Raw genomic sequence first — 24,856 nt, 5'->3', positions numbered from 1 at the left:
GGGCTGGCAATGGCTTGAGCTCGTGCTCCTGAGGCGGCGTTGAGAATTTCACCGCGCTGCTGTTTTATGCTTTTGCCTTTTCCGGCCGATGAGCAAGAAAACGGCCGGACAGGCGAACCTGTCCGGCCGTCGTTTTCCGTCCGGTGTTTACTGCACGGCGGCGAACGCCTTGGCCACGGTCAGCGCGTTGCCGGTGTTGAGCCCGGCCACGCACATGCGGCCCGAGCCGACGAGGTAGATGCCGAAGCGCTCGCGCAGGGCGTTGACTTGTTCCACGCTGAACCCGGTGTAGCTGAACATGCCTTTCTGGGTGATGAGGTGGGAGAAGTCCAGCGCCGGCAGCTCGGTCTTGAGCACGTCGAACAGGGTTTGGCGCATCGTCTTGATGCGTCCGCGCATTTCATCGACTTCGGCGATCCACATCGCCTTCAGTTCCGGATCGCCCAGTACCGAGGCGACGATGCGCGCGCCGTGGGTCGGCGGGCTGGAGTAGTTGCGGCGCACGGTGAACTTGAGCTGTCCGAGCACGCGGGCGGCTTCGTCCTTCGAGGCGGTGACGACGCTCAGGCCGCCACAGCGTTCGCCATACAGCGAGAAAATCTTCGAGAAGGAGTTCGATACAAGGAACTCCACGCCGGCGTCGGTCATGGCGCGGATCGCGTACGCGTCGTCATCGATGCCGTCGCCGAAGCCCTGATAGGCGATATCCATGAACGGGATCAGCCGGCGCGCTTTCGCGACGCGGATCACTTCGTCCCATTGGGCGGGGGTCAGGTCCGAGCCGGTCGGGTTGTGGCAGCACGGGTGCAGAAGCACGATACTGCCGGCTGGCAGTCCGTCAAGGGTGGCGAGCATCGCGTCGAAGGCTACGCGGCGGGTGCCCGCGTCGAAATACGGATAGCGGTTGACGGTGAAGCCCGCGCCTTCGAAGATCGACACGTGGTTGTCCCAGGTCGGGTCGCTGACCCAGACCGCCGATTGCGGGAAGTAACGGCGGAGGAAGTCCGCGCCGACCTTGAGCGCGCCCGAGCCGCCCAGGGTCTGGATGGTGGCGATGCGGCCGCTGGTGACGGCTTCGTGAGACTCGCCGAACAGAAGGTGCTGGATCGAAGTGCGGTAGCCGGCAAGGCCGTCCATCGGCAGGTAGCCGCAAGGCTGCGGATTCCGTGCCATGGCGGCTTCGGCGATGTCGACCGCTTTCATGCGCGGCAGCCGTCCCTGTTCGTCGTAATACAAGCCGATGCTGAGATTGACCTTCTCCGGACGGACGTCCTTGGTGAAGGCTTCCATCAGCGAGAGAATCGGGTCGCCGGCGAAGGCGTCAACATGTTCGAACACTGCATATCTCCTTTACGAGTCGATCCGTATAACCATATCACAAACGCAAGGGGCATTGGACGGCAAAACCTGGACATTTCCGGGAAATCGTCGGCGGCATAGTGGTAAGAACCGGTCGGGGGGAAGAGAACGGGGTGGCGGAGAGGGGGGTATTTTATCTGGCTGGCGGTAAGTGGGTTGACATTCAATTTGCATGTAGCGGAAAATCGCCTCCGCCCGGTCGTCATTACCCGGCTATCGGGTGACCCTGTTCTTTACAGTTACCGGCTTTACGCCTCGATCTTTAGGAAAACCGCCTTATGGCATCGCTCTTTCATTTCCAGCCGCGACACGCGGTATCCGATGTGCTCGACGACACGCGTCAGAGCGTCCTTCTTCCCCTTTTCGATCGTTTTTTTGCGAGCTTCCGGCAAACGGCTTGCCCGGATGGCGACCCCGTCCTTGCCGACCGGCTGTGGCATGATCAGCGCTGGCGCCTCGGCCGGGGTACGTGACGGACTCAGTCCCCCGCCGGATGGCGGGGGACTGTCGGTCAGGCGGTGCGGAACGCGCTGACCGACTGATTGAGGTCGCCGGCCAGCCGGTCAAGCGACTCGGCCAGTTCGGACGACTGGCGTACGGCGCTGGCGTTTTCTTCGCTCATTCCGGCAATCTGCTCGACATTGCGGGCGGCATCCTGGCTGGCTGTGGACTGTTCGCGCATCGCGGAGGCGATTTCGAGAATCTTGTCCAGCATCTGGGCCGACAGCTGGTCGATCTGGTTGAGCGCATCGCGGGCGTCGCGCGTCAGTGATTCGCCCGTGGTGACCTTGCCGGCCGCCGAATGCATGCTGCTGACGGCGCGTTCGGTGTCCGATTGCACCGCCTGGATCTTGCCCGAGATTTCGTTGGTGGCCACCGCCGTTCTTTCGGCGAGTTTTCTGACTTCGTCGGCCACCACCGCGAATCCGCGGCCCTGTTCGCCGGCGCGCGCCGCTTCGATCGCGGCGTTCAGTGCGAGCAGGTTGGTCTGTTCGGCGATGTCGTGGATCACACTGACAATGCTGCCGATTTCGCTGGAACTCTGGTTCAGCGAGTTGACGATTTCAACGCACTCGCGGATCACCGTCGCGATTTCGCCGATCTCGCTGGCGGCCTGGATGGCCACCTGGTTTCCGGCTTCGGCTTTTTCCCGGCTGGTGCCGGCTTCCTTGGCCAGCGTGTCGGCGTGTTCGGCAACGAGATTGATGCTGACCGTCATTTCTTCGACGGCGGCGGCGGTCGACGACGCCGCGTCAGACTGATTGCGCGATGCCGCGGCGATCTGCCGGGATACCGACAGGACGGAGGCGGACGTGCCTTCCACATCCTTCGCCGCGTTCTGGGTGCTGACCATGAATTCGCGCAGTGAGGCCAGCAGGCGGGCCAGCGCCTGACGCGCGTGGCTGATTTCGTCGTTGGCGTCGGCCGGCGCCGCGAGCACCAGGCTGTTTTCCTGCGCCAGGCGATTCATGTCTTCCTCAAGTTCGTTCAGCGGACGGGAAATGGAACGCGCGATCAGCCAGGACAGCGCCAGCCCGATACAAAAGATCGCGGCGACGCCCCCGCCGATCAGGGCGATGCTGCTGTGCATGGAGTCGCTCATCGCGTCTTCGCTGCTCTTGCGCGAGGCTTCGGTGGCCTTGGCCAGCTCTTTGAGCGCATCGCGCAGCGCGTAGAGTTTCGGTTTGAACGGCGCGATGTCGGCATCGGCGGTATTGGCCTGGTGGATCTCTCCGGAGGCGATGCGGCTGTACAGCTGGTTCATGCCTTGCTCGTAACCTTGCAGACCGGCAAGCATCGCGTCGAACTGGGCCTGGTACGGCGCCGCGGCGGGGTTGGTGCGGGATGCGCCGACCACCTCGCGCAGTTTGGCGATATCCTTGCCCAGCAGATCCTTGTTGACCTGGATGCTCTGGTCGGAGTTGGCCGGGTTGCCGATGCTGATGAAGATGTTCTTTTCGTCCTGGCGGATGCTGAGCAGCGTGCGTTGCAGTTCTTCGACATGCCGGCTTAACGTGATTTGCTGATCGAGTGTGACGGACAGCTGATTGTCGATATTCTTGAGGGTGTACCAGCAGTAAGCGCCGATCGTGAGCAGACTGGCGAGAAGAAGGGTCGACAACAGCGTGATGCGCCGCGCTATGGTCATTTGCTGAAGCATACAAAGACTCCCTGAGTGGAATGTGTGGTCCCCGGACGCTTGTTTTGGCCGCCTTGCCGGGTGCGCAGGCCGTCCGGGAGGGAATCCCGGCGGGGGTGTTTCGTGCCTCCCCTTTTAACACGACTTCTGCCATATCAGGAATAGCTAATTGTACCGTTGCATTTCTGTGCCGGATGGCTGGTTTTTCGCGCAATTCCGGCAGGTTGCGACAAGGAATCATTTCATCGTGCAAGAACCGGAAAAAACCGTCTGGATCGTGCGTTTCGACTCGCCTTTGGGGGCGTTGACCGCGTGCGCGACGCAAGAGGGCGTGTGCCTCGTCGAATTCGATGAGCGAGAGCGCTTCGCTGCGGTTTTCACGAGTTTGCGGCGATGGCTGGACGGGCCGGTTGTCGAAGCCGACCACCCTCATCTGCGGCAGGCGCGGGCTGAGCTGGCCGAGTATTTCGCGGGGGAGAGGCAGGTCTTCGAGACACCGCTTCACTTGCCGGGAACCGCGTTTGAACGGGCCGTATGGCAGGCGCTTCTGACGATACCCCATGGTGAAACCGCGACATACGGCGCACTGGCCGCGAGGCTCGGAGAACCCGCCGCCGGGCGCGCCGTCGGCGCGGCCAATGGCCGCAACCGGGTCGCCATCCTGGTTCCCTGTCATCGCATGCTCGGCAAGGACGGATCGCTGACCGGCTACGGCGGAGGACTGGAGCGCAAGCGCTGGCTGTTGGCGCACGAGTCGGCCATGCGCCGGCCCCGCGCATGAGTCAGGCGTCGCGGTGATCGGCTTCGCCGGCCTTCCAGTACCCTTTGGCGCCGACACGCCGCGGATCCAGACCCCGTTCCTGAAGAAAATGGCGTTTCAATTGACGGATGCCGCCTGATTCGCCGGCCATCCAGACATAGCCGGGGCCCGGCGGCAGCGGATGACGCTGCACCGCCTGGCACAAGGCCGCGCCCGGGGCTTGCCGTTCATCGAGCCAGGCAAGCCGCAGCCGCGCGAGGCTCTCGACGGGTTGGCGGTCGGCCGGCGAGCGGACCTCGAGATGGATCGTCGCTTCGATGCCGGCAGGCAGCCGCTCCGCGATGCTCTGGATGCCCGGTAGCGCCGTGGCGTCTCCGGCCAGCATGACCCAGCGCGCATCGTCCGGAAGCCGGAATCCGCCGCTACGCGGACCGGCGATGCCGATACGTTCCCCCTCCCGCGCCCGTGAGGCCCAGGCGGATGCCGGACCGGAGTCGGGACCGGGCCCGTGAAGGACGAAATCCAGGTCCAGCGTCCCCGACCGGCGGTCGATGCGGCGGATGGTGTACGCGCGTCCTTCGCCGGAGGGAAGGAACACCTTTACCCAGGCGGCCGGTTCGTCGACTCCGTCCGCGAGCAGGAATCCGGCGATGTCGGCGCCGCCGACCGTGATGCGCCGCATGTGCGGCGTGACTGCCCGGACGGCCAGCACATCGGCGACCCTGTGTGCCGTGCGATTGGCATCAGGCATGAGCGTCTCCCTTTTGCCGGGTGGCCAGCAGCCGCGCCGCGACCGGCACGGACAGGGCCGCGGCGATGGCTCCGGCGAGGTAGACCGAGCTTACGCCCCAGACGCCTGCCGCGGCGCCCAGTGCCGGCCCGGTGACGCCCAGCGAAATATCCAGAAAAGCCACGTAAGCCCCCATGGCGACCCCGCGGTTTTGCGGCGGGGCGCGGCGCACCGCTTCCACGCCGAAGCCCGGAAACGCGAGCGAGTAGCCGAATCCCGTCAAGGCCGTTCCCAGATAGGCCACGACGGCCGTGTCCGCGCCCCGGATCAGCCATTGACCCGCGATCTCGATCGCCACGCACACCAGTGCGACGCGGGCGCCGCCCAGCTTGTCGGGCAGGTGGCCGAAAAGGAGGCGCGCGCCGATGAAGGCCAGGCCGAACGCCGTGAACGCCAAAGAGGCGTTGCCCCAGTTCCTGGTGGCGAACAGCAGGGAAATGAAGGCGGTGATGACGCCAAAACCCACACTGGAGAGCGCCAGTCCCATACCGGGAACCCAGACGTCGCCCAGCGCCTTGTAAAAGGGTGTGCGCCGTGCGGCCGTCGGGGCCACGGCGCGCACGCCGGCGATCATGCCCAGGGCCAGCAAAGGCGTCAGAATCGTCGCCACGGCGACACCGGCGAACCCGTGGCTCGCGTTCACCGCCATCCCGGCGGGAGCGCCCAAGGCGTAGGCTCCGTACATGGCGATGCCGACCCACGCCATGACCTTGCCGGCGTTATGGGGTCCGGCCAGACCGATGCCCCAGCTCAGGGCGCCGGTCACGATCAGGCTCTCGGCGCAACCTAGCAGCAAGCGTCCGAGCAGCAACACCCAGACGGAGGTCGCGGGCATCGCCACGAAGGCCAGCGAGGCGAGGTAGACCCCTCCGGAACACGCGGCGGCGAAGCAACCGGTCACCATTGCGCGTTTGGCGCCGCGCATGTCGGCCAGATTGCCGGCCCAGGCGCGCGAGGCGAGCGCGGCGGCGAATTGTGCGCCGATGACCGCGCCGACGATCAGTGTGTTCATGCCCAGACCGTCGCGCAGGTGCAAGGGCAGCACCGGTAGCGGCAGGCCAATGGTGAGAAAACCGATGAACACTGCCAGCGTGATGGGCAGCAGCGTCAGAAAAACGTTGACGGCGGGTGGCGCCTGGGACGCGCAAGCCGGCGCCGAGTGAGAACGGGAAGACATACGGGTGGACTCCAAAACATGAGCATTCGCTCGATATCCGTTATAATATGAGTCATTGCTCATGTTGAAAACTCGCATTCGGAGTCCGTCATGCAAGATCTTCCCCAGCCCCGAAGAGTGCCGCGTCAGGCCCGTTCGCGGGCGCTCGTGGAGGCCATCCTGGAAGCCACGGCTCGCGTTTTGGCCGAACGCGGTTACGCCGGCACCAACACCAACCTCGTCGCCGAGCGGGCGGGCGTCAGTGTCGGATCCGTGTACCAGTATTTCCCCAACAAGGACTCCCTGATCGCCGCGCTGCACGAGCGGCACGCGGCGCAGATGCACGCGGCCATGGAATCCGCGCTGGCCTCTGCGCATCCTCGCGATCTGCGCGGCTACCTGGCCGCCATCGTCCATGCCTGGCTGGCGGCGCACTTGATCGAACCCGAACTGCACCGCGTACTGGAGAAGGAGTTTCCATTCCTCGACGCGCCGGCTGAGCAAAGTCCGGCGGATCAGGGGATCTTTCTGCGCATCCGACGCTTGCTGGAGGAGCACAGGCGCGAGATCGTGCCGGACGACCTCGATCTGGCGACCTGGGTCGTGCTCCATGCCATGGAATCATTGATTCATGCGGCAACGGTCGCGCCTTCCGCGCCACATCCGGCGCAGGTCGTCGAGCGGGCGATCGTGGCGATGCTGTCGGGCTATCTGTGCGGGGAGCGGAGTCGTGCGTGACAGGCGCCGGGGCGGCACAAAAAAAGAACCCGGCCGGATAGCGGCCGGGCGAACGCAGATCATGAACAGGGGCGAGGGTACGCCCCTAAACTAGACTGTACGGTACGGTTTTAATATTGACAAGAGAAAGGTGACGGGCAACACTGTGGCCTCGTGATTTATCGGGGTTCGGCATGAGGGTGAAAAGTGAGGCCAGGCGTGAAAACATCGCGCGCGCAGCCATGGAAGTGTTCCTGGAAAACGGTTTCGAGGCCGCATCCATGTCGGATATCGCCCGCCGGGCCGGCGGCTCGAAGGCGACGCTGTACAGCTACTTCGACTCCAAGCAGGAATTGTTCGCCGAGGTGATGGACACCTTGTGCTCGGGCCGTTTCAAGGCGGTGTATGATCATCTTGAATTCGATGGCGATGTGGCCCGCACGTTGACTCGGTTCGGCACGGCGCTGCTGCTCACCCTGATGGAACCCGACCTGATGGCCATTCGCCGCACTGTGATCGCGGCGTCCAAACATGACGGGGTGGGCCGTTTGTTCTACGAACGGGGACCCAAGCTCGGCTGGTCGCGCATTCAGGCATTCCTGGAGGATCAAACCGCGCGCGGCACACTGGCCTGCCCGGATAGCTGGCAGGCCACCGTTCATCTGCTCTCTTTACTGGAGGGAGACTGGGGCATGCGCGCCATGCTTGGCGTGATCGACAAGGCGGAGCCGGCCGATGTGGAGCGCTATGTGGCGTCCGCGGTCGGCGTGTTTCTCCGCGCGTATGGCACGGAGCGCTCCCGGGTAAAAAAATGACCCGGCAAAGCCGGGTCCGAGGGTATCGGGAGACAGTCTCCCGCTCAAGAGAACAGAGCGAGGCCACGCATTTCGTCGACCAGCAGGTAAAGCGCCGTGCCGGCCATCAGGCCGGCCATGACCAGATTGAACGCCATCAGGGCGCGCGGCGATGACAGGGTGCGGCGCAGACGGTCTCCGGTCAATGCCCACAGACTGACGCACGGCAGGTTGATGAGGACGAAAGTCAGTGTCATCAAGCCCGCGTACCGCTCGCGGCCGATGCCGGAAGCCGGCAGGAACAGGATGGCGGCATTGATCGCCATCATCCATGCCTTGGGGTTGATCCACTGGAACAGCGCCGCGCCGAGAAACCCCATCGGGCGGTTTTCTTTCGCTTCGCCAGGGCCGGCCGAGCGGGCCATCTTCCAGGAAAACCACAAAAGATAAACGCATCCGGCCACGGCCAGCGCCAGCCTGAATCGTGTCAGCTTCTCCAGCAAGGCCGCCAGCAGCACCGCGGTCAGGCCGGCCTGCACGCCGGCGCCGATGCTGATGCCCAGGATGTGCGGCATGGTGCGCCGCATGCCGAAGCGCACCCCCGAGGCCGCCAGCATCAGGTTGTTGGGGCCGGGAGTGATCGACATGATGGCGATGTAGGACATCAGGGCGGGTTCCAGCATGATCGGGGTCTCCTGGGGGGTGAAGAGGAATGACCTCATGATACGAACCCGCATGCAATGGTGACAGATTCAGTTTTTGGTGATTGTCATGGTGACAGTTGCGATAATTGCCTGTCTGTTACCATTATTCCGGATGATGGCTGTCCCTGTCGCCCGTCTGTTCGCAAAGGCATGCTTCCATTATGAGCGAAACCGATCCGATTCTTTATCTCCAGCTGGCCGACGAGTTGGCCCTGGCCATAGACCGGGGGGCGCTGCCGGCGGGCGGGCGTCTGCCGTCGGTGCGCGAATCGGGGCAGGCGCGCGGCGTGTCGCGCAATACCGTGCTGGCCGCCTACCGCTTGCTCGAAGATCGCGGGCTGATCGAAGCGCGTCCCCGTTCCGGTTACTTTGTCCGCCCCGGGTTGCCCGCTCCGGTCCGGCGCGGCAGTGAAACCGCCGGCGAGCCGCGCGTGACCGATACGTCGGTGCTGGATCTGATCGGCGCGGTGTTCGCGAACCAGTCCAACCCCGATTTCATCGATTTGAGCCTGGCCTGTCCACGGGGCAGTCATTTCTATCCGGTGACGCGCCTGGCGAAAATCGTGAACCAGCTGTTGCGCCGCCAGCCCCACATGATCAGCACCTATGCCTTGCCGCCGGGATCGGCGCGCTTGCGGACACAGATCGCACGGCGCGGATTCCGGCTGGGAGCGACGCTCGATCCTGACCGGATCGTGCTGACGCACGGCTGCCTGGAAGCCCTGCAACTGGCTTTGCGCGCCGTGGCGCGGCCGGGCGATGCGGTGGGGCTCGAATCGCCGACTTATTTCAATTTGCTGCCACTGCTGTCCAATCTGGGGCTCTCGGTGGTGGAGATCCCCACGGATCCGGAGCGGGGCATGTCGGTGGACGCGGTCGAAGCGCTGCTCGCGACCGGGCGCCTGAAAGCCATCGTCGCGATGCCGACGGTGCAAAATCCGCTGGGCGCCACCATGCCGCTGGAGGAGAAAAAGCGCCTGGCCCGTCTGGTCAACCATTACCGCGTGCCGCTGATCGAAGATGCCCTGTATGCCGAATTGCAGTTCTGCGCCGTGCCATCCGCGTCCGTGAAGGCCTTCGATACCGGCGGATGGGTGATCCTGTGTTCCAGCTACACCAAGACGCTGGCGCCGGATTTTCGTATCGGCTGGCTGGAAGGCGGCCGCTTCGGCGAGGCGATCCGCAAACTCAAGCTTGTCAGTTCGGTGGCCGAGCCGGCGGTCCTGTCGGAGGCGGTGGGTCTGTTCCTCGAATCGGGCGGTTATGACCATCACCTGAGAACATTGCGCCAGCGTTATGCGACACAGGTCGCCCGGGTGCGCGCGCTGGTCGCGCGGCATTTTCCGGAAGGCACCCGCTCGACATCGCCCGCGGGGGGCTTTCTGGTCTGGGTGGAGATGCCCGATGGCGTGGATTGCGAAGTCCTGTTCCATCAGGCGATGGCGGAAAACATCAGCCTGATTCCGGGACTGCTCAGTTCGCCCTCGGGGAAATACCGCAATGCGATACGGCTGTCCTGCTGCCACGAACTGGATGACCGGTTCGTCGCGGCGCTGGCCCGTGTCGGGCAACTGGCGCGCGAGCAGTGCGGTGAGGTTCGCTGACCGGCGCGCGGCGTGTCAGATGCCTTTTTCGAGTATGGTCAGATTGAAATCGCACTGGTTTTGCAGCGCGGGCAACTGGTCTTCGCGAATCCGTTTTACCCAGCATTTCTCGAACACGCGGCCGCCGTCGCTTTGCCAGCGGAATCCCTTCTCCTTGGCCTTCTCCCTTTCCTCGTAGCCGACATTGGCCTGCACGATCAGCCATTTGCGCTGGCTATTGGCGATCACGGCCGCCAGATCGTAGCGCGACAGGATGGTGAGCATGGTCAGCACGTCGGTGACGGCGCGGTGAGGGAAGGGATTGACCATGCCATGAAAACCGGCGAGATAGATCAGGCTGCGGCCGGTGCAGCTGCGGGGATAGTCGATGTCGTACTGGGTGTCCAGCCAAGGTGTCGCCGGCATTTTCAGGCCGAAGCGCCGGTAGGCGGCCTCCATCAGCGGGCGGTCGAACTCCCTGCCGTTATGGGCGACAAGGTAATCGGCTTTCTGCATCAGATTGGCGATGGGCTGCAGTGTCCGGATATCGGCGGGGCGTCCGTGCCTGGCCAGCATGTCGTCGGTGATGCCGGTGTATTCGGCCGTCTCGGGCGCGACCGGTTGCTCGGGTTTGAACAGCAGCGACAGGAGGTCGACCGGCTGGGCGAATTCGGTGTCCCACAGCACCAGGCCGATTTCGGTGATGAAATTCGCTTCGGGCGGCGAATGAAACGTTCCGCCGGTTTCAAGGTCGAGTCCCAGCAGCAGCATGACGGTCGGCTCCGGATGATGGTAACCGGAAAATCATACCCCGGCCGGGGCATGGCGCGATACGGCGGATCTTCGTGAGTTCAGGGAGTGTTGTCCGGTCGGCCGGAAGGGGAGTATGGTGATCATGGCAAAACGATGACCTTGTGTGGCCATTCTGTCCGGAGCGGGATGCCGGAGCGATGAGGAGGCGTGGCGATGCTGACGGTGCAACACGATTCGCATGGCGGAGTGACGATTCAAGCCGGAACCCTGATGATTTCCGCCGTGGACTTCGCCCGCGAATTGTCCGATTCACTGGCCGAATGGGAACGCGAGGGCGTCCGAACGGTGTGGCTCGAGGTGGACGCCGGACAGTCCAGACTGATTCCGGTGGCGTTGTGCCTGGGGTTTTCGTTCCGTCATTGCCGTCCTGATCGGCTGACGCTGGCGCGGAATCTGGTCGAGGGGAGCGGGCTGCCGGAAGCCGCGACACACACCGTCAGTGTGGTGTCTGTCGTGCTCAACGGCGATGGCGAGGTGCTGACGGTACCGGAGCATGGCGATGCCGGCGATCTGCCCGGGCATTTTCGGCTGCCGGGCGGCACGCTCGCCCAGGGCGAACTTCTGGCCCAGAGCGCGGTGCGCCATGTGTTCGAAACAACCGACGTGCGGGCCGATTTCGTCGGTCTGATCGGCCTGCGCCACCAGCCGGGCGAGGGCGGCCCGCCCCGTCTTTGCGCCGTCTGCCTGTTGCATCCTCTGGATGCCGGAATCCGCAGCGACCGGACGCGGATCGCCGCGGCGCGATGGGTCGCCGCTGACGCTTGCCTGGCGCGCGAAGATACCGACCACTCTCTCAGGAGCGTGCTTGGCGCCGCGCTGGCCGGCCGGCCACTGTCGCCCGTTACTGTCGCGCCGGACGGCGAGCGCGACGAAGAATGCTACCTGCCCCGGCTGCAGGGCTGACCGGCCCTGCCGGTCTTTCCTATGAATCGAACCGGTAGCCGAACTGCACCCATATCTGGCGTCCGTACGGGGTATAGCTGCCGACCGGATAGAAGGGCCAGCCGTCGGAGTTGTCGCGCTTGATCGTGTCGAACACATTGTTCACGGTCACCGACGCACTGGCTTTCTTGCCGAACTGGTAGCGGGCGCTCAGATTGGCAAGCCAGGTGCGGCCGATGTACCGCTTGCCCGCGCTATCGGGTATCCGTCCGTAACGGATCGCGGTCAGGGTGGCGCCGGCGGGGCCCAAAGACCAGTCAAGCGAAGTGATCAGTTTGTCGGGCCAATCGCGGTTGCTCATGGACTTGAGCCGGTTGCTCTCCGTATCCGTGGCGAATTGCCGGTAGGTGTGGGTCAGGACCTTGCTGTAATTCACACTCCATATGAATGCGCCCAGCCGGTCGGTGCGCCATTTCCATTTGCCTGTCACGTCGATGCCACCGGTCTTCTCGCTGGCGGCGTTGATCGGGTTGACGCGGATTTCCCGTACCGCGCCCGGATTGAGCGTCGCGGTCAACGGATTGCGGGTAATGCGCGCAATCGTGTCCAGGCATAGCGCCGAGGCCGGATCCTTGACTCCCGTGCGGCAATCCGCCTCGTCGCGCAGCAGGGTGTCCGAGGACAGATCGGTCACCAGATCGGAAATGCGGATGTGCCAATAATCGACGGAGACGTCGAAGTTCGCGCTCGGCGACCAGATCAGCCCATAGCCGAACGATTCGCCATTTTCCGGTTTGAGATCCTTGCTGCCGGTCTGCACGTAATTGTAGCCGGGGGAGACGTCGGCGTACTCGCAATCGGCGACAGGCTGGCCCGCCTGTTTGCAACGGTAGTAATCCGTGCTGCTCGAGTAATAACCGCGCGTCTCCGTCGCGAAAATGTAATTCATGTCCGGTGCCCGGAAGCTGGTGGCGTAGTTGCCGCGCACAAGCAGCGAGGTGTGGGGGCGGTATTCCAGCCCCGCGTTGTAGGTCAGCTTGCCCAGTGAGCGCTCCGCGAACTTGAAGGCGTCGTAGCGCGCCGCGAGGGTGGTTTGCAGCGAATTGAGCACGGGAATCGCCAGTTCGGCCCCCAGCGCGTAACGTGAGCGCGTGCCGCTGACTTTCGCCACGGATTTGCTGTTGTAGAACACGCCCCGGGCGATCTGCGCATCGGGCGTGTTGCTGAATCCCTGGCTGCCGGCTTCCGCGAGGGCGGCCAGCTTGACGTTTCCTGCCGGCAGCGCGAACAGATCGCCATTCGCGCTGATCGAGAGCGCCTGCGTCCAGGCCTTGTTGGTGCTTTTCGTTTTGCCGGTCAGGGCATTGAAGCCGTCGGACGTGAACGGGCGGGCGAACCGCTCGGCGTCGGGCGCGTAAATACTGATGCCGTTGGCGTCCTGGCCCAGTTCCGGGCCGAGAAGCGCGGTGTCGAGGCCGCGCAGGAACTGCCGCACGAAGCCTTGGCTGGTGTAGGTGGAGGCATTGTAGGCGGCCTCGTAATTCCAGCTGGAGCCGGGCAATTGTCCGCGCACCCCGAAGGACAGGTTGGCCGCCGTATCTTCCCAGCGGCGGTTGAATCGGTCGGCGCCGCCGATTTCCTCCGGCGAGAAGCGTTTGGTCCAGACCTCGTACACGCCGGTGTTCTGGTTCAGGAAGTATCCGCTGTTGGCCGCGGCGGAGGTCCAGCTCGGTCCGCGGGTGTTGTTTTCCGTGGCGTTGAATCCGAGCAGCAGATCGCCGAACAGATCGGTCGATTCGTTCAGGGCGTAGTGCGCGCCCGCATAGTAATTCTGGCTCGCGTTCTTGGTTTGCAGTGTCCAGAAGTCCGGCGACGCCCGGCCGCTGCCGCAATAGGTGCCCTTTTTGCCGGTATAGGCGGCCACGCTGCCCTCGAAGTGGCCCGCCAGGTTGGCGCAGGCGCCGCCCGGTGCGATGTAGCGTTCCGTTTTGGCGTTGCGGCGCGACCAGACCACCGTGGGTGCCGCGCCTTGCAGGGTGGTCGATGACATGAAGTCGCGGTCTTTGCTCCACAGCGGGTCGCGCTGGCTCAGTTCCGCGGAAAACACCGTGCTTAGCGCGCCGAACTGCCCGCCCCCGCTGATCTGGATCCGCGCATCGTTCGCCCCGCCCCGGGAGGTGGTGCCCAGTTTGAGATTGACGTCGATGCCCTGAAGGTGTTTTTTCAGGATGATATTGATCACTCCCGCGATCGCGTCCGAGCCGTAGATCGCCGACGCGCCGCCGTTGAGGATTTCGATGCGCTCGATCATGGCCGCGGGAATGTTGGCCAGATTGACGAAGTTGATGGAGCCTTCGTACGGCAGCGGATAGTCGGCCACGCGGCGGCCGTTGATCAGCACCAGCGTGTGGTTGGGTCCCAGCCCGCGCAGGCTGACCGCATTGGCGGCCGGGGTGAAGGTGTTGCCGAAGTCGGCGCCCTGCACAAAACCGGTGTTCTGGGTTTGCTGGCTGATGGCATCGAATACGTTGCGGTACCCGGCCTGCTCGATGTCCTTGCCGGTGACGACCGTGACGCCGGTGGGGCCTTCCTTGGCCGCCCGGGCGATGCGCGAACCGGTGACCGTGACCTTTTCGAGCGGTTCGGCCGGGACCGTCCCGTCAGCGCGCGTTCCTTGTGACAGCGACGCCAGGGCCATGGCCCCGAGACGTAGCAGCATGGTGTGTTTGTTCATGTCACTCTTTCGCAAAAACGGCGCATCGGGTCGCCGGGGATCGCAGAAGACAAATCGCTGCATCGCGTCGCGTGCCAGCCATTTATCGCAAGAATGACATGAGGATAACTCTTTTGAATATACCTAAAAAGTCGAAAAAACTATTGTGATATATCAATGAATTATAACGATGGCGGGCATGCCGCCGGGCATGCGTGGCGCCGGGGGCGCCACGCGGCGAATCAGGCGGGAACGAGCACGGCGGTGCCGGCAATGACCACGACCAGTCCGACGGCGATCGGTAAGGAGGTGCGTTTCACAATCTCGAATGGCGACAGGTCCGCCATGCCGGCGCAGGCCACCACCACCCCCGCGACAGGGGAGACGGTACGGCCCAGGTTGGACGCCTGCAGCATGGGGATCGCCAGGAACGCGGGATGGATGCCGGAATGTGCGGCGAGCTTGGGAATCAGCTCGACAAAAGCGTAAAAGGGCGCATTGCCCGAGCCGGTGGTCAATGCGGCGAGCGTGGTGATGCCGACCAGCACCAGCATCAGGACAAAGGCGCCGGCATGGGCCGACTGGGCGAGACCGATCAGTGCGCCGATGAAACCGACGCAGGACAATCCCTGGGCGAATACTCCGGCGCCGACCAGCAGCATCACCACCGATGTGAAGCATTCACCCATGGCTTTGTACGCGCCGTCCAGTCCGGCGAAGACTTCACGGACATCGCGCGTGCGCACCAGCTCCAGTGCGGCGGCAACCATCAGGCAGATGACCAGCACGGTGACGATCGACAATTGGGGTGCGAGCTTCCCGTCGAACACCAGTACTCCGGCGATCGGCAGGAACGGCAACAGCACATAGAGAACCGGAGCGCGGGTTTCGATGGTCGCGGTTTCAAGAGGCGACGCTTCGTGGCGGGCCTTGCGATCAAGATAGCGCTGCCAGAACACGTGCGTCAGTCCCATGGCGGCGATCGCCGCGATGGAAATCGGCAAGGTGGTCTTGAAGGCGAAATCCACCAGAGGCACGCCGGAAGCCTCCGCCGCGAGCACGACATCGCCGGAGGTCGGCGAGAGAATGACCGCGGCGGGAGAGGCGCAGATCGCCGCGGCGGCGCCGCGGCTTATGCCCATGTTCACCATCAGGGGAAACAGCGTTGCCATCAGCAGCACGCCCAGTCCGGTAGCCGACGACACGGCCAACGACATGATGCAGGCGACAATATACGCGGCCAGCATCAACAGGTAGGGAGAGCGGATTGCGCCGAGCGGGCGGGCGGCCAGTTTGACCACCATGTCGTTTGCGCCAATCCGGGTCATGTAAGCGGCGAACCCGACCAGCGCCATGATCATCATGCCCAGGTCGGCGGCACGGTTGCTCAGCAGGTATTTGACGAATTCGGGGATATCGGTCAGAACCGAACCTGTGCTCGCGACCTTGGGCGGCAGGACCGGATGCCCGAGCGCCGCCGCCAGGACCAGCAGCAACAGGCCTCCGACCAGCAGAACCGAAGTGGGGGAGTAACCCTTGAAAATGGCGCGGCCGACCGCCAGGGTAACGATGCTGCCAGCGATAAGTTCGATCATGATTGCCTCGATTAATCAGAATATCATTAATTTCTTCTATGGATTTTAGACTAGGTTTCAAGTCATGGCATACCGTGGGTCAAACTTTGATGAAATGGCGTGACGCAGGATGTCCGTTTTGACACCTGTCATTTCGGCATCTATACCGTCTGATTTCTATGTCATAACCTTTGTTGTAGTGTATTTGTTTGTCACTTTTTCAAGTAGGAAGCACCGGGAGCGGTCAGTGATGCGCATGAAAAGCGGGCTGCTCGGGCTGATCGCCGCCGCGTGGGTCTGTGCAGGAAATCTGCCCGGCCGGGCGCTGGCGCAGGATGTGTCCGGGTTGTGGGATTTCGCCGATCCGGCCGCGAGCGAGGCACGGTTTCGCGCCGCGCAGTTGCGGGCCGTCGGCGACGACCGGCTGATTCTGGAAACCCAGATCGCGCGAAGCTACGTATTGAGGGGGGATTTCGCTGTCGCGCGCACGATTCTTCTCGGTATCGAACCCTCGCTGGCCGAAGCCGGCATCGAACTCAGGGTCCGGCATGCGCTGGAGTGGGGGCGGAGCTTTTCTTCATCCGCGCACCCTGACGAGACGCAGACGCACGTCAGCCGCGAGACGGCCCGCAACGCTTACCTGCGCGCATTCGCCCTGGCCCGCGATGCGCGCCTCGATGATCTCGCGATCGACGCGCTGCGTATGCTGGCCTATGTCGACAGTGCGCCACTCGACCAGATCCGCTGGACCGATATGGCCCTCGATCTGATGGAGCAGTCCGCGCAGCATACGGTCCGGCGTTGGGAGGCATCCTTGCGCAATGACAGGGGAAACGCGCTGCACCGGCTTGGCCGGTATCGCGAGGCGCTCGATGAATTCCGCCGCGCCCTGGCGGTGCGGGAGCGGTCGGGACGTCCGGCGTCGATACGCGCCGCGCGCTGGATGGTGGCGTGGACACTGCGCTATCTGGGGCGGACGGAGGAGGCTTTGGCCATTCAGCTGGCGCTGGCGAGCGAAGCCGAGGCCGCCGGCGCGCCCGACAGGGATGTGTACCAGGAGCTGGAGTACCTTTATCGTTCCCGGCATGAGCATGCGCGTGCGGACGAGTATGCCGCCCGCCGCGATGCGCTGTGACGCGCGTTGGCGGCCGCGCGTGAGCGGGCTATGCTGAATGGATTGTAGCGGGGGTTGTCCTCCGCGTTGCGGATAAATTTCGGATGTGTTTGCCATGATCACAATCAGTATCCTGTACCCGTCTGCGCCGGGGGCCCGTTTCGATATGGATTACTATCTTTCGACGCACATGCCGATGGCCGTCGCCTGCCTGGGGGGGCATCCGGGCTATCTGGGGGTGAGTGTCTCCAGAGGCGAGGCAACGCTGCCGTCAGGTTCGCCCGCGGCGTTTGTGGCGATATGCGAATTCCGTTTCGCATCCCGGGAAGCGTTCATGGAGGCATTCGCGCCTCATGCGGAGCGCTTGCAGGGCGACCTTCCCAACTATACCGATATCTTACCGCTGATCCAGGCGGGACAGGTTGTGCTCTGAGGCGCCGTCCGGCAGGCCGGAGGATAACCCTGACGGAACTGGGGTATAATCCTCCCCTTTTTGTCTTGCACAGGAATACCTTACCGATGTCGACGATTCCCGCTTGTCCTCAATGCGCTATGGAAAATACCTATCCGGATGGCGAAAACTTTGTTTGCGCCGATTGTGGCCACGAGTGGCCGATGTCGGCGGCTGTCGACGATGCGCAGGAAACCGTAGTGAAGGATGCCAACGGCAATGTCCTGAACGATGGCGACTCCGTGGTGCTGATCAAGGACTTGAAAGTCAAGGGTACCTCGATCACCCTCAAGCAGGGCTCCAAGGCCAAAAGCATCCGCCTTGTCGACGGCGATCACGAAGTGGATTGCCGTCTGGACGCGGGCAACTTCATGCTGAAGGCCTGCTACCTGAAAAAAGTGTAAGTCCGCCCGGGATGCCGGGGGTGTTTACCGGTCCCGGTATCAGAGTCCCAGGAATGCCGCGATGCCCACGGCCACGGAGGCGGCGGCGACCCCCATCGGTCCGGCCGCCTTCAGATCGCATCCCGGTATTGTTCGCAAAATTCCAGACCAGCCTTGAATCCTATGTCATAAAGTCGCGCCAGATTCGTGCGCGACCAGTCCAGCTCGCTCGCGCAGTCCCTGTCACTCAGATACGCATCGTAATTCACCCGCAGCACATCGCATCGAGGCTTGCCGGTTTGCGGGTCGAGGTTGTAGCGGCTCTCGAAGAGTTTCAGGTCATCGCGCGCCAGTTCGACCAGCGGGGTGATGATGGATTGGACCCAGGCGTCATACAGATCGGTTGGCGGCCGCATCAGGCGCTCGCAGCCCAGGACATCGAACACCACGACCGTGTCGATGCTTCGCCCGGTCTGGAACAATCCCTTGAAATTCAGCGTATCGATGGCCGCGCCTTCGATGTAGTACTCGCCGTCAATCTGGTAAGGCGGGTAGAGGAACGGAAAGGAAAGGGCGGCGAGAAACTGGTCCTGGCCGATTTCTTCCTTGCTCCAGCAACGCATGGCGCGGCGGCTCAGGTTGTAGGCGTTCAGATAGAACTCCGGGCCAATGGCGGCCAGTTTCGAAAAGTCCACCAGGTCGTCGATGAATGGCACATGGGCGCACAGTCCCGTGCTGGCGCAGGTGAGGCCGCTCGGGCACCAGCTCGCGAGCATCAGCTCCGTCCAGTCCGCCATGGCGCGGCCCAGGGCGCTGCGATCTTTCTGAAGATGCGACAGAACGGGGTTGCCGCGAGCCATGGCGCGCCAAAGATCGGCCAGGGCGCCCGGTTTATTGAAAACCTTGAAATTCACCGGGAAGAGCGCGTACAAGGTATCGTCCACCCCGGTTTCGATCAGCATCCTGAGCGCGCTTCGCGCATCGTCCGCACGCGGCGCCACATAGAGAAGTCCCACCAGCGCGCCGGCGCCGGCTGTCGAAATCACATCGAATTCGATGCCCTGTTCGATGAAAGCCTCCAGGGTGCCCGCCATCAGCGTGGCGTTGGGGGCGCCGCCGCCCAGTACCAGTGCGACGGACTTCTTGCCGGTTTTGCCTCGGGTTGCCATGGCGGCGTCTCCCTGCGAGTAGATGCTAAACATTAGCAGCATTTTTTGTCATATCGAAGATTTGAGTGGAATAGCGATCGGCGACGGCAAAATGGGCAGGCGTTCTTGCTTCTCGGTCGAACACGATCCTTAATGAGTAAGCGAGGGTTTGTGCCTGCGCAGGCCGGGCTGTCCATCCGGTATCGAATGTCTGGGAGAGGTTGGCATGAATCGTTTGTCGATCAAAAGCCGTCTTTTTTTGCTGGTCGCCGTGGCGGTGCTCGCCTTGCTGGTTGTCGGCGTGGCCGGTATCCGTGGCATGGGCGAGGGCCGGGCGGCGGTGGTGGAGCTTGGCTGGAACCGCTTGCCATCGATCAACGCGCTCAATGCGATGGCGCGCGGGCAGCTGGAAATCAAGATTCAGAACCGCACGGCGCTTCTTCTGGAAAACAGCGCCAATGCCGGTCCCAAGTTCGCCGAGGTGTTGCAGCGCAAAAAAGCGGCCTATGCCATGATCCGGCACGGCTGGGAGACGTATGATCCGCTGCCGCGTTCGGGAGAGGAGAACGAGGTCTGGCAGACCATCACCTCGGTGTGGCCCGAGTGGCAGCGCGGCAACGAAGCGGTAGATGCGCTGCTGGTCGAACTTGCGGCTCAGGTGAGTCCCGAGAGGCAAAAGGAGCTGATCAGGAAGTACTCGGCGCAAGTCGCGGAAAACGCCAAGCGTTCCGCCATTACCCAGAAGCAGGTGGAGCGACTCATCGACATCAATGCCCGGGTTGCCGACACCTACTATACCGACAGCCGCGACCACATGGCCCGCGCCACCTTGCTGATCAACGGCATTGGCCTTGTGGCGCTGATCGCCGTGGGCGGTCTTGCCGCGTGGATCGTCGCGTCCATCCTTTCCCCGCTCAATGCCATGCAGCGCACCTTCAGCGCGATCGAGCACGACAATGATTTCACCCGCAGGGCTACGCAGTCCGGTGATGATGAAATCAGCCGGATCTGCGGGTCGTTCAATCAATTGATCGGCAAGGTTCAGGCGTCGTTGCAGGAAACGCTGGCGAGCGTCACATCGGTCAGCACGGCCGCCTTCGCGCTGGCCGGAGCGGCCCAGGCGGTGGCTGCCAGTTCGGATCGGCAAAAGAAATCCGCGGTCTCCGTCGCCGCGACAGTCGAACAGGACCGGCGCAGTATCGCCTGCGTGTCCGAGAGCGCCAGTGAGGCGGCCGCGCTGGTGCGGGAATCGGAGGCGACATCGCGGGAAGGCGAGGCGATCATCGGCAAAAGCCTGGATGAAATGAATCATGTAGCGCGCATGGCCGATCGGGCTTCTGACGTCATCGCCGCTCTGGATGAACAGTCGAACCAGATATCGGCGATTGTCGAGGTGATCAAGGAGTTCGCGGATCAGACCAATTTGCTGGCGCTCAATGCCGCCATCGAGGCGGCGCGGGCCGGCGAGGCCGGACGCGGTTTTGCCGTCGTCGCCGATGAAGTGCGCAAGCTGGCTGAACGCACCACGGTCTCCGCCGGGGAGATTGCCGACATGGTCGGCAAAATCCAGGTGGGAACCCAGGACGCCGTCGCATCGATGGGGGCCGTCGTGGAGCGAGTGCATGCGGGCAAACAGCTGGTGTCCGAAGCGGGGGAGCGTGTCAGCCGGCTCCAGATCAGTGTCGGCAAGGCTGAAAAGTCGGTCGGCGAGATTTCCGTGTCGCTGCATCAGCAGACCGCCGCGCGCCAAACCATCGCGGGCAATGTCGACGATATGGCGTGCATGAGCGAAGAAAACAACGCGGCGGCCTTGCGCGCCGCCGACGAGGCGCAACGCCTCTCCGATCTGGCCGAGCGGATGCGGCAGAACGCCAGCCAGTTTCGGGTGTGAGTCCGGCAGGGGGGCCGCGGGGGCGAGGATTGGGAATCGTCCTAGAGGCGGGCGCGGCCACGGCGTTTACCATTCGGATTCCCCTTTTTTGTTTGCCCGGAGTTCATCATGCCGTCGCCCCGCACCGGCTCCATTCCCGTCGACATCCCCCACGCCCTGCTTGCTGCCGGGGCCGCACGCTTGTACGCATCGGGTCGCGCCCCTTTCGAAACGGCGACGCCGCCAACCGCGATCCGGGAGGCGCTCGACAAGGCGCAATCGTCGCTTTATCGCCGAAGTCAGGTCGCGCTCGACGAACTCTCCCGTCTGGAAGAGCGGTCCGGCGGCGATATCGCCAGTCTACGGCAAGCCATCATCCGCCGAGCCGACGCCCGGCTCCAGGCGATCGGCGATGAGGCGTTGCGCGCTTTTGGCAAGGCGGCATGCTCGGATTTGCTTGACTGCCTGAATTTGCTCAAAGCCGCATTGCGTTCCTGAGCCTCAATGAAGTTAGGAATGTTCTGACTGAAAGAAGCGGAGCTTGCGCATACAGTCTGCATTGTCAATTCACGGGTTTGCAAAGAGTTTTTCATGCTTTCGTCAACAACTCCGGCGCGGCTGTCCTCGCGCTCAATATCGCCCATTTCCTCCTCCGGGTCCGGATGCTCTTCCAATACCCGGGGCCATCACGATCGCCGGGGCGCGTGTCAGGCGTATCGGGAGCAGCAACGGTTGCTGGACGGTGAACGGGAAGCTCAGGCCGTCCGGGGGCATGTCGCTTCATTGTTCGGCGATGCCTTGCTCGCTCTGTCCGGATTGTGCCCGAGGGAGTCGGGAGAGCGCGACGCGATTGTCCGTAGCTCGCTGTGGAACATGGCGTTGACCGCCGTGCTGCGCATGCAGGGCGTGCTTGATAGGTCCGCCGCTGGCCGCCTGCGCGCCGGCGAGGCGAAGCGGATCGCGCATCATGCGATCGACCGCTTGTGGCGAGCGTTCGATGCGTGGCGGATCCGGCACGAGCCGGGCTGTGCTCAGGAAGAGCGCATGCGTCGCTATGTCATCGATCTGATCCAGGCTGTCGCCGGTGTCCCTGGCTTTGGAGACCGGCCGGACGATGAGGATGTCCCGGCGACGTTTTCCTCGCGCCGGTGAGTCCGGCGTAGCTTTTCCCCGCTTTTCCTGCCTGCCGTTACCCGGCATGACGCGTCGGTCTTAGTTGCGTGGTGTTGCATCCACGCCATGGGCCGGCCGGGCAGGGTAACCCTTATTTGCGCGTCTTCGGACCGGCTAAACCGGCTTGTCCGTCTTGATTTGTCTCAAAAAAATATCGGGGTTAACCGCCCTACCTGTCCGAAATGCCACGTGCGAAATCGATACCCCATAGGTAATTATTCTCTACAGGACTTTCAATAAAGGCGAACGCATTCCCGGTATGCGCCATGCCTGTCTGAAACGTCTCTCAGGCCGCCTTGCTTTGGGGGCGTTCTGCCACGAGGGATTGAGCGCGATCGTCATGCCGCCGTTGCTTTCCATGGGACGTACGGTCTGGCTCTGAGCTGTGACATGCGGTTTTTGCAACAGGCAAGTCTTTGATATGACGTTAAATTTCGTGATTTTTCCCGCGTGCGTGATACCATCGTGTTGCTGTAGTTAAAAGAGTTTAAACAATTAGACGTTTTAGTTGTTTTTATTGAAAAGTGGATCAGGCCCTTCGGCCAGTCGGGCTCTCATCAAGGAGTTTTCCATGCACTTATCGAAACTGATTGCAGCAACATTGCTTTTCTCCGCGGCGGCCGTGGCACAGGCGGATATTGTGCTCTATCCGAACACGCCCATCGTGATCAAGACGACGAGTAACGATCTGACGTTCTCGAACACGTTCAACTTCAATCTGTCGACACCCAGCATCGTCAGCGGGCAACTCGATCTCTTGAAGAGCGCAGGCAGCCATACCGCGCTGAAGCAGTTGGCGGCCGTTCTTTATTACGAATCGGCTCCGCACACCTGGACGCAATTGTGGAGCGATTCGGCCAGTTTCACCAAAGCGCAGCAAAAAGGCACGTACCACCTGAGTTTCGACGATTTGAACTCGCCGACGGGCAATTATCGTCTATTCCTCTCCGGGTCGGTTTACCCGCTCGCGATTTACGACGGTACGTACAGCTATCGCCTGTCCATCTCCGCGGTTCCCGAGCCTGAAACCTATGCCCTGATGGGGTTGGGCCTCGCCGCCTTGCTGCTGCGCCGACGTCGCAGCGCGATGCATGTATCCTGAGCGGTTCGTTTTTTCTTCATCAAAAGCGCCGGCCCCGAGCCGGCGTTTTTCCTTTGGGCGGGAAGGTTGTGGTTAGCTTGTGTTATTCTTTTGTCATTATCCGGGCGGGCCGACTGCCCGACCGACCGGCATCACCAGGGAGCGCATGTGCGAATACAGGGATTCGTTAGTCTGGCGGGGATTGTTCTGGCGCTGATGGTCGTGCCGGGAACATCCGCCGCATGGGGGGTGCGAGAGGGCTTCGATCGCGTGGTTTCGATGCTGGCGCCGCCGGTGAAAGGCTCGGGAGCGGAAAAGGAAGAGCCGCGCAGCTTGTCGTCATTCTCGTCGGTAACGGTGGACGGGGCGTTCCTTGTCGATTATCACCCGGCCGCTGAGACCGCGGTTCGCGTGCGCGCCCAGCAAAACATTTTGCCTCTGGTGTCGTCCCGGGTGGTCAATGGCGAGTTGAAGCTGTCGTTCTCGCGGCCTGTCAAGCCGGCCGGCCCCGTCAGGGTATCGGTTACCGCGCCGTCGTTGTCCGCCGTGACGTTGAATGGTTCGGGCATGTTCAGCGGTTCGGGCATGAAGGCGCCCGCGCTGGCGCTTTCGGCGAAAGGATCGGGAACGCTGCGGGTAAGCGGGGCCTTTGAGCGGCTGGACGCACGGCTTTCCGGAAGCGGCGCGGTGGATGTTTCCGGCAGCCGGGCCGAACAGTGCGTGTTCAGCGTGACCGGATCGGGAAGCCTGAAGGCGGACGCGCTGACCGGTCGGCGACTCAGGGCGGAGGTACTGGGGTCCGGAAGCATTAGGGCTGCGGGCAGGGTCGACAGCGTGTCGGGCCTGCTTGGCGGTTCGGGCAGTCTGCAACTGCGAGACATGCAGACGAACGAGGCTTCGATCGATGTGACAGGCTCGGGGAGCGCGAGGGTTCAGGCGACCAGGTCCGCCAGGATCGGTGTGGCCGGTTCCGGTTCGGTGGTGGTTGCCGGCGGTCCGGCGCGTCGCGAGACGCAGCGCACGGGATCCGGCTCGATACAGTTCGAGTAAGCCGCAACCGGTGCCTTGCCGAGGTCCGGACTGCGCCGCCGTCCACCGGTTTTTGTGCCGGCCTTGTCCGGACCGACGGCTTGAATCATCATGGCGTTCGTTATTCATCATCTAATGGGCTGGTTCGGCCAGGAACGCCGTACTCTGTTTTCTGGTAATGGCCGCCCCGCTCGGGAGCGCTAAATGTGGAAAACCGCCTACAGCATCGATAGCCGGGCGCGTCCGGAAACCATCTGGCAACTGTTTCGCGATGTCGAAGGGTGGCAAGCCTGGAATGCCGGTATCGAAGAGATTCAATTGCACGGGCCGTTCGCCGTCGGCACCTGGTTCACGATGACGCCGCCCGGGCAGGAATCCCTGCGCTCGGTGCTGACCGAGGTGGTGGAGCCGGTGGTCTTCACCGACGAAACACGTGTGGAAGGTCTGGTGGTGGTCGTGTCGCACCGTATCGACGAGTGCGAGGGCGGCGCTACCCGGATCACCTATGAAATCGAAGTGAGCGGCGATGGAGCGGAAGAAGCGGGGCGGGCCATTTCGGCCGATTTCCCGGATGTGCTGCGGGCCCTGTCGGGGCTTGCCGAAGCCCGCTCGGGGGGGTGAT

At 63.0% G+C, this 24,856-nt stretch carries 24 protein-coding genes; 15 read left to right on the top strand and 9 right to left on the bottom strand.

What is annotated here, in order from left to right:
- Positions 1 to 147: 147 nt before the first annotated feature.
- Positions 148 to 1,338: an amino acid aminotransferase gene (locus JNO50_RS12565; RefSeq protein WP_189536361.1), complete on the bottom strand. Its 1,191-nt coding sequence runs from the start codon at positions 1,336 to 1,338 to the stop codon at positions 148 to 150.
- Positions 1,339 to 1,637: 299 nt separating this feature from the next.
- On the opposite strand from JNO50_RS12565, the gene JNO50_RS12560 reads away from it, so the two are divergent.
- A complete protein-coding gene (locus JNO50_RS12560) occupies positions 1,638 to 1,832 on the top strand; it encodes a hypothetical protein (protein WP_189536359.1) in 195 nt (64 codons plus the stop codon).
- Between the two features lie 38 nt (positions 1,833 to 1,870).
- On the opposite strand, the gene JNO50_RS12555 is transcribed toward JNO50_RS12560, so the two are convergent.
- A complete protein-coding gene (locus tag JNO50_RS12555) occupies positions 1,871 to 3,520 on the bottom strand; it encodes a methyl-accepting chemotaxis protein (RefSeq protein ID WP_189536357.1) in 1,650 nt (549 codons plus the stop codon).
- 226 nt (positions 3,521 to 3,746) lie between these two features.
- Here JNO50_RS12555 and JNO50_RS12550 point away from each other — a divergent pair, with 226 nt between their 5' ends.
- Complete coding sequence (locus tag JNO50_RS12550) at positions 3,747 to 4,280, top strand: methylated-DNA--[protein]-cysteine S-methyltransferase (protein ID WP_189536354.1); 534 nt, start codon at positions 3,747 to 3,749, stop codon at positions 4,278 to 4,280.
- A gap of 1 nt (position 4,281) precedes the next feature.
- On the opposite strand, the gene JNO50_RS12545 is transcribed toward JNO50_RS12550, so the two are convergent.
- Together JNO50_RS12545 and JNO50_RS12540 are read right to left on the bottom strand one after the other, a co-directional pair.
- Entirely contained in the window at positions 4,282 to 5,010 is a 729-nt protein-coding gene (locus JNO50_RS12545; protein ID WP_189536352.1) for a siderophore-interacting protein, read from the bottom strand.
- Positions 5,003 to 6,226, bottom strand: coding sequence for an arabinose transporter (locus tag JNO50_RS12540; RefSeq protein ID WP_189536350.1), 1,224 nt, complete (start codon positions 6,224 to 6,226; stop codon positions 5,003 to 5,005). Before JNO50_RS12540 ends, JNO50_RS12545 begins: the two co-directional genes overlap by 8 nt.
- Before the next feature lie 90 nt (positions 6,227 to 6,316).
- On the opposite strand from JNO50_RS12540, the gene JNO50_RS12535 reads away from it, so the two are divergent.
- Both JNO50_RS12535 and JNO50_RS12530 read left to right on the top strand, forming a co-directional pair.
- Positions 6,317 to 6,943, top strand: coding sequence for a TetR/AcrR family transcriptional regulator (locus tag JNO50_RS12535; protein WP_189536348.1), 627 nt, complete (start codon positions 6,317 to 6,319; stop codon positions 6,941 to 6,943).
- Between the two features lie 173 nt (positions 6,944 to 7,116).
- Entirely contained in the window at positions 7,117 to 7,737 is a 621-nt protein-coding gene (locus tag JNO50_RS12530) for a TetR/AcrR family transcriptional regulator (protein WP_189536345.1), read from the top strand.
- A gap of 44 nt (positions 7,738 to 7,781) precedes the next feature.
- Here the strand turns inward: JNO50_RS12530 and JNO50_RS12525 are convergent, their stop codons facing one another.
- Positions 7,782 to 8,399, bottom strand: a complete 618-nt coding sequence (locus JNO50_RS12525) for a LysE family translocator (RefSeq protein WP_189536343.1) — start codon at positions 8,397 to 8,399, stop codon at positions 7,782 to 7,784.
- A gap of 182 nt (positions 8,400 to 8,581) precedes the next feature.
- On the opposite strand from JNO50_RS12525, the gene JNO50_RS12520 reads away from it, so the two are divergent.
- The gene (locus JNO50_RS12520) at positions 8,582 to 10,024 is read left to right on the top strand and encodes an aminotransferase-like domain-containing protein (protein ID WP_189536341.1); all 1,443 of its coding nucleotides are present in this window, start codon (positions 8,582 to 8,584) and stop codon (positions 10,022 to 10,024) included.
- Between the two features lie 15 nt (positions 10,025 to 10,039).
- On the opposite strand, the gene JNO50_RS12515 is transcribed toward JNO50_RS12520, so the two are convergent.
- The gene (locus JNO50_RS12515; protein WP_189536339.1) at positions 10,040 to 10,774 is read right to left on the bottom strand and encodes an exonuclease domain-containing protein; all 735 of its coding nucleotides are present in this window, start codon (positions 10,772 to 10,774) and stop codon (positions 10,040 to 10,042) included.
- A 195-nt stretch (positions 10,775 to 10,969) separates the two neighbouring features.
- Between JNO50_RS12515 and JNO50_RS12510 the strand changes: the two genes are divergently transcribed.
- A complete protein-coding gene (locus tag JNO50_RS12510; protein WP_189536337.1) occupies positions 10,970 to 11,719 on the top strand; it encodes an NUDIX domain-containing protein in 750 nt (249 codons plus the stop codon).
- 19 nt (positions 11,720 to 11,738) lie between these two features.
- Here the strand turns inward: JNO50_RS12510 and JNO50_RS12505 are convergent, their stop codons facing one another.
- Both JNO50_RS12505 and dcuC read right to left on the bottom strand, forming a co-directional pair.
- Positions 11,739 to 14,432, bottom strand: a complete 2,694-nt coding sequence (locus JNO50_RS12505; RefSeq protein ID WP_215796367.1) for a TonB-dependent receptor plug domain-containing protein — start codon at positions 14,430 to 14,432, stop codon at positions 11,739 to 11,741.
- Between the two features lie 221 nt (positions 14,433 to 14,653).
- Positions 14,654 to 16,006, bottom strand: a complete 1,353-nt coding sequence (gene dcuC, locus JNO50_RS12500) for an anaerobic C4-dicarboxylate transporter DcuC (protein ID WP_189536335.1) — start codon at positions 16,004 to 16,006, stop codon at positions 14,654 to 14,656.
- 229 nt (positions 16,007 to 16,235) lie between these two features.
- On the opposite strand from dcuC, the gene JNO50_RS12495 reads away from it, so the two are divergent.
- The 3 genes from JNO50_RS12495 (at position 16,236) to JNO50_RS12485 (ending at position 17,954) form a co-directional block, all read left to right on the top strand.
- Positions 16,236 to 17,120 (top strand): tetratricopeptide repeat protein, encoded by an 885-nt coding sequence (locus JNO50_RS12495; protein WP_189536332.1) that lies wholly within the window; start codon positions 16,236 to 16,238, stop codon positions 17,118 to 17,120.
- 94 nt (positions 17,121 to 17,214) lie between these two features.
- Positions 17,215 to 17,532 carry an EthD family reductase gene (locus JNO50_RS12490; RefSeq protein ID WP_189536330.1) on the top strand — a complete coding sequence of 106 codons (318 nt, stop codon included), beginning with the start codon at positions 17,215 to 17,217 and terminating at the stop codon, positions 17,530 to 17,532.
- 86 nt (positions 17,533 to 17,618) lie between these two features.
- Positions 17,619 to 17,954, top strand: coding sequence for a zinc ribbon domain-containing protein YjdM (locus JNO50_RS12485; RefSeq protein ID WP_189536328.1), 336 nt, complete (start codon positions 17,619 to 17,621; stop codon positions 17,952 to 17,954).
- Positions 17,955 to 18,064: 110 nt separating this feature from the next.
- On the opposite strand, the gene JNO50_RS12480 is transcribed toward JNO50_RS12485, so the two are convergent.
- A complete protein-coding gene (locus tag JNO50_RS12480) occupies positions 18,065 to 19,102 on the bottom strand; it encodes a patatin-like phospholipase family protein (RefSeq protein WP_189536326.1) in 1,038 nt (345 codons plus the stop codon).
- Positions 19,103 to 19,307: 205 nt separating this feature from the next.
- Here JNO50_RS12480 and JNO50_RS12475 point away from each other — a divergent pair, with 205 nt between their 5' ends.
- The 6 genes from JNO50_RS12475 to JNO50_RS12450 all read left to right on the top strand — a co-directional run bounded on the left by JNO50_RS12475 (position 19,308) and on the right by JNO50_RS12450 (position 24,855).
- On the top strand, positions 19,308 to 20,972 hold the full coding sequence (locus JNO50_RS12475; protein ID WP_189536324.1) for a methyl-accepting chemotaxis protein: 1,665 nt from the start codon (positions 19,308 to 19,310) through the stop codon (positions 20,970 to 20,972).
- A 108-nt stretch (positions 20,973 to 21,080) separates the two neighbouring features.
- Positions 21,081 to 21,449, top strand: coding sequence for a hypothetical protein (locus tag JNO50_RS12470; protein WP_189536323.1), 369 nt, complete (start codon positions 21,081 to 21,083; stop codon positions 21,447 to 21,449).
- A 93-nt stretch (positions 21,450 to 21,542) separates the two neighbouring features.
- Complete coding sequence (locus tag JNO50_RS12465) at positions 21,543 to 22,103, top strand: hypothetical protein (protein ID WP_189536321.1); 561 nt, start codon at positions 21,543 to 21,545, stop codon at positions 22,101 to 22,103.
- 592 nt (positions 22,104 to 22,695) lie between these two features.
- Entirely contained in the window at positions 22,696 to 23,226 is a 531-nt protein-coding gene (locus JNO50_RS12460; protein ID WP_189536319.1) for an FxDxF family PEP-CTERM protein, read from the top strand.
- A gap of 147 nt (positions 23,227 to 23,373) precedes the next feature.
- The gene (locus tag JNO50_RS12455) at positions 23,374 to 24,255 is read left to right on the top strand and encodes a head GIN domain-containing protein (protein ID WP_189536317.1); all 882 of its coding nucleotides are present in this window, start codon (positions 23,374 to 23,376) and stop codon (positions 24,253 to 24,255) included.
- 183 nt (positions 24,256 to 24,438) lie between these two features.
- The gene (locus JNO50_RS12450) at positions 24,439 to 24,855 is read left to right on the top strand and encodes an SRPBCC family protein (RefSeq protein ID WP_189536315.1); all 417 of its coding nucleotides are present in this window, start codon (positions 24,439 to 24,441) and stop codon (positions 24,853 to 24,855) included.
- Position 24,856: the final 1 nt, after the last annotated feature.

Origin of the sequence: Paludibacterium paludis, from assembly GCF_018802605.1 — a bacterium.
Taxonomy (GTDB): domain Bacteria; phylum Pseudomonadota; class Gammaproteobacteria; order Burkholderiales; family Chromobacteriaceae; genus Paludibacterium; species Paludibacterium paludis.
This window is presented reverse-complemented; position numbering and strand designations above follow the sequence as displayed.

Bases quoted from the DNA above. Each gene is read 5' to 3' on its own strand.
- JNO50_RS12560 (WP_189536359.1), top strand. From the start codon at position 1,638: ATGGCATCGCTCTTTCATTTCCAGCCGCGACACGCGGTATCCGATGTG.
- JNO50_RS12555 (WP_189536357.1), bottom strand. From the start codon at position 3,520: ATGCTTCAGCAAATGACCATAGCGCGGCGCATCACGCTGTTGTCGACC.
- JNO50_RS12545 (WP_189536352.1), bottom strand. From the start codon at position 5,010: ATGCCTGATGCCAATCGCACGGCACACAGGGTCGCCGATGTGCTGGCC.
- JNO50_RS12540 (WP_189536350.1), bottom strand. From the start codon at position 6,226: ATGTCTTCCCGTTCTCACTCGGCGCCGGCTTGCGCGTCCCAGGCGCCA.
- JNO50_RS12535 (WP_189536348.1), top strand. From the start codon at position 6,317: ATGCAAGATCTTCCCCAGCCCCGAAGAGTGCCGCGTCAGGCCCGTTCG.
- JNO50_RS12530 (WP_189536345.1), top strand. From the start codon at position 7,117: ATGAGGGTGAAAAGTGAGGCCAGGCGTGAAAACATCGCGCGCGCAGCC.
- JNO50_RS12525 (WP_189536343.1), bottom strand. From the start codon at position 8,399: ATGCTGGAACCCGCCCTGATGTCCTACATCGCCATCATGTCGATCACT.
- JNO50_RS12520 (WP_189536341.1), top strand. From the start codon at position 8,582: ATGAGCGAAACCGATCCGATTCTTTATCTCCAGCTGGCCGACGAGTTG.
- JNO50_RS12515 (WP_189536339.1), bottom strand. From the start codon at position 10,774: ATGCTGCTGCTGGGACTCGACCTTGAAACCGGCGGAACGTTTCATTCG.
- JNO50_RS12510 (WP_189536337.1), top strand. From the start codon at position 10,970: ATGCTGACGGTGCAACACGATTCGCATGGCGGAGTGACGATTCAAGCC.
- JNO50_RS12505 (WP_215796367.1), bottom strand. From the start codon at position 14,432: ATGAACAAACACACCATGCTGCTACGTCTCGGGGCCATGGCCCTGGCG.
- dcuC (WP_189536335.1), bottom strand. From the start codon at position 16,006: ATGATCGAACTTATCGCTGGCAGCATCGTTACCCTGGCGGTCGGCCGC.
- JNO50_RS12495 (WP_189536332.1), top strand. From the start codon at position 16,236: ATGCGCATGAAAAGCGGGCTGCTCGGGCTGATCGCCGCCGCGTGGGTC.
- JNO50_RS12490 (WP_189536330.1), top strand. From the start codon at position 17,215: ATGATCACAATCAGTATCCTGTACCCGTCTGCGCCGGGGGCCCGTTTC.
- JNO50_RS12485 (WP_189536328.1), top strand. From the start codon at position 17,619: ATGTCGACGATTCCCGCTTGTCCTCAATGCGCTATGGAAAATACCTAT.
- JNO50_RS12480 (WP_189536326.1), bottom strand. From the start codon at position 19,102: ATGGCAACCCGAGGCAAAACCGGCAAGAAGTCCGTCGCACTGGTACTG.
- JNO50_RS12475 (WP_189536324.1), top strand. From the start codon at position 19,308: ATGAATCGTTTGTCGATCAAAAGCCGTCTTTTTTTGCTGGTCGCCGTG.
- JNO50_RS12470 (WP_189536323.1), top strand. From the start codon at position 21,081: ATGCCGTCGCCCCGCACCGGCTCCATTCCCGTCGACATCCCCCACGCC.
- JNO50_RS12465 (WP_189536321.1), top strand. From the start codon at position 21,543: ATGCTTTCGTCAACAACTCCGGCGCGGCTGTCCTCGCGCTCAATATCG.
- JNO50_RS12460 (WP_189536319.1), top strand. From the start codon at position 22,696: ATGCACTTATCGAAACTGATTGCAGCAACATTGCTTTTCTCCGCGGCG.
- JNO50_RS12450 (WP_189536315.1), top strand. From the start codon at position 24,439: ATGTGGAAAACCGCCTACAGCATCGATAGCCGGGCGCGTCCGGAAACC.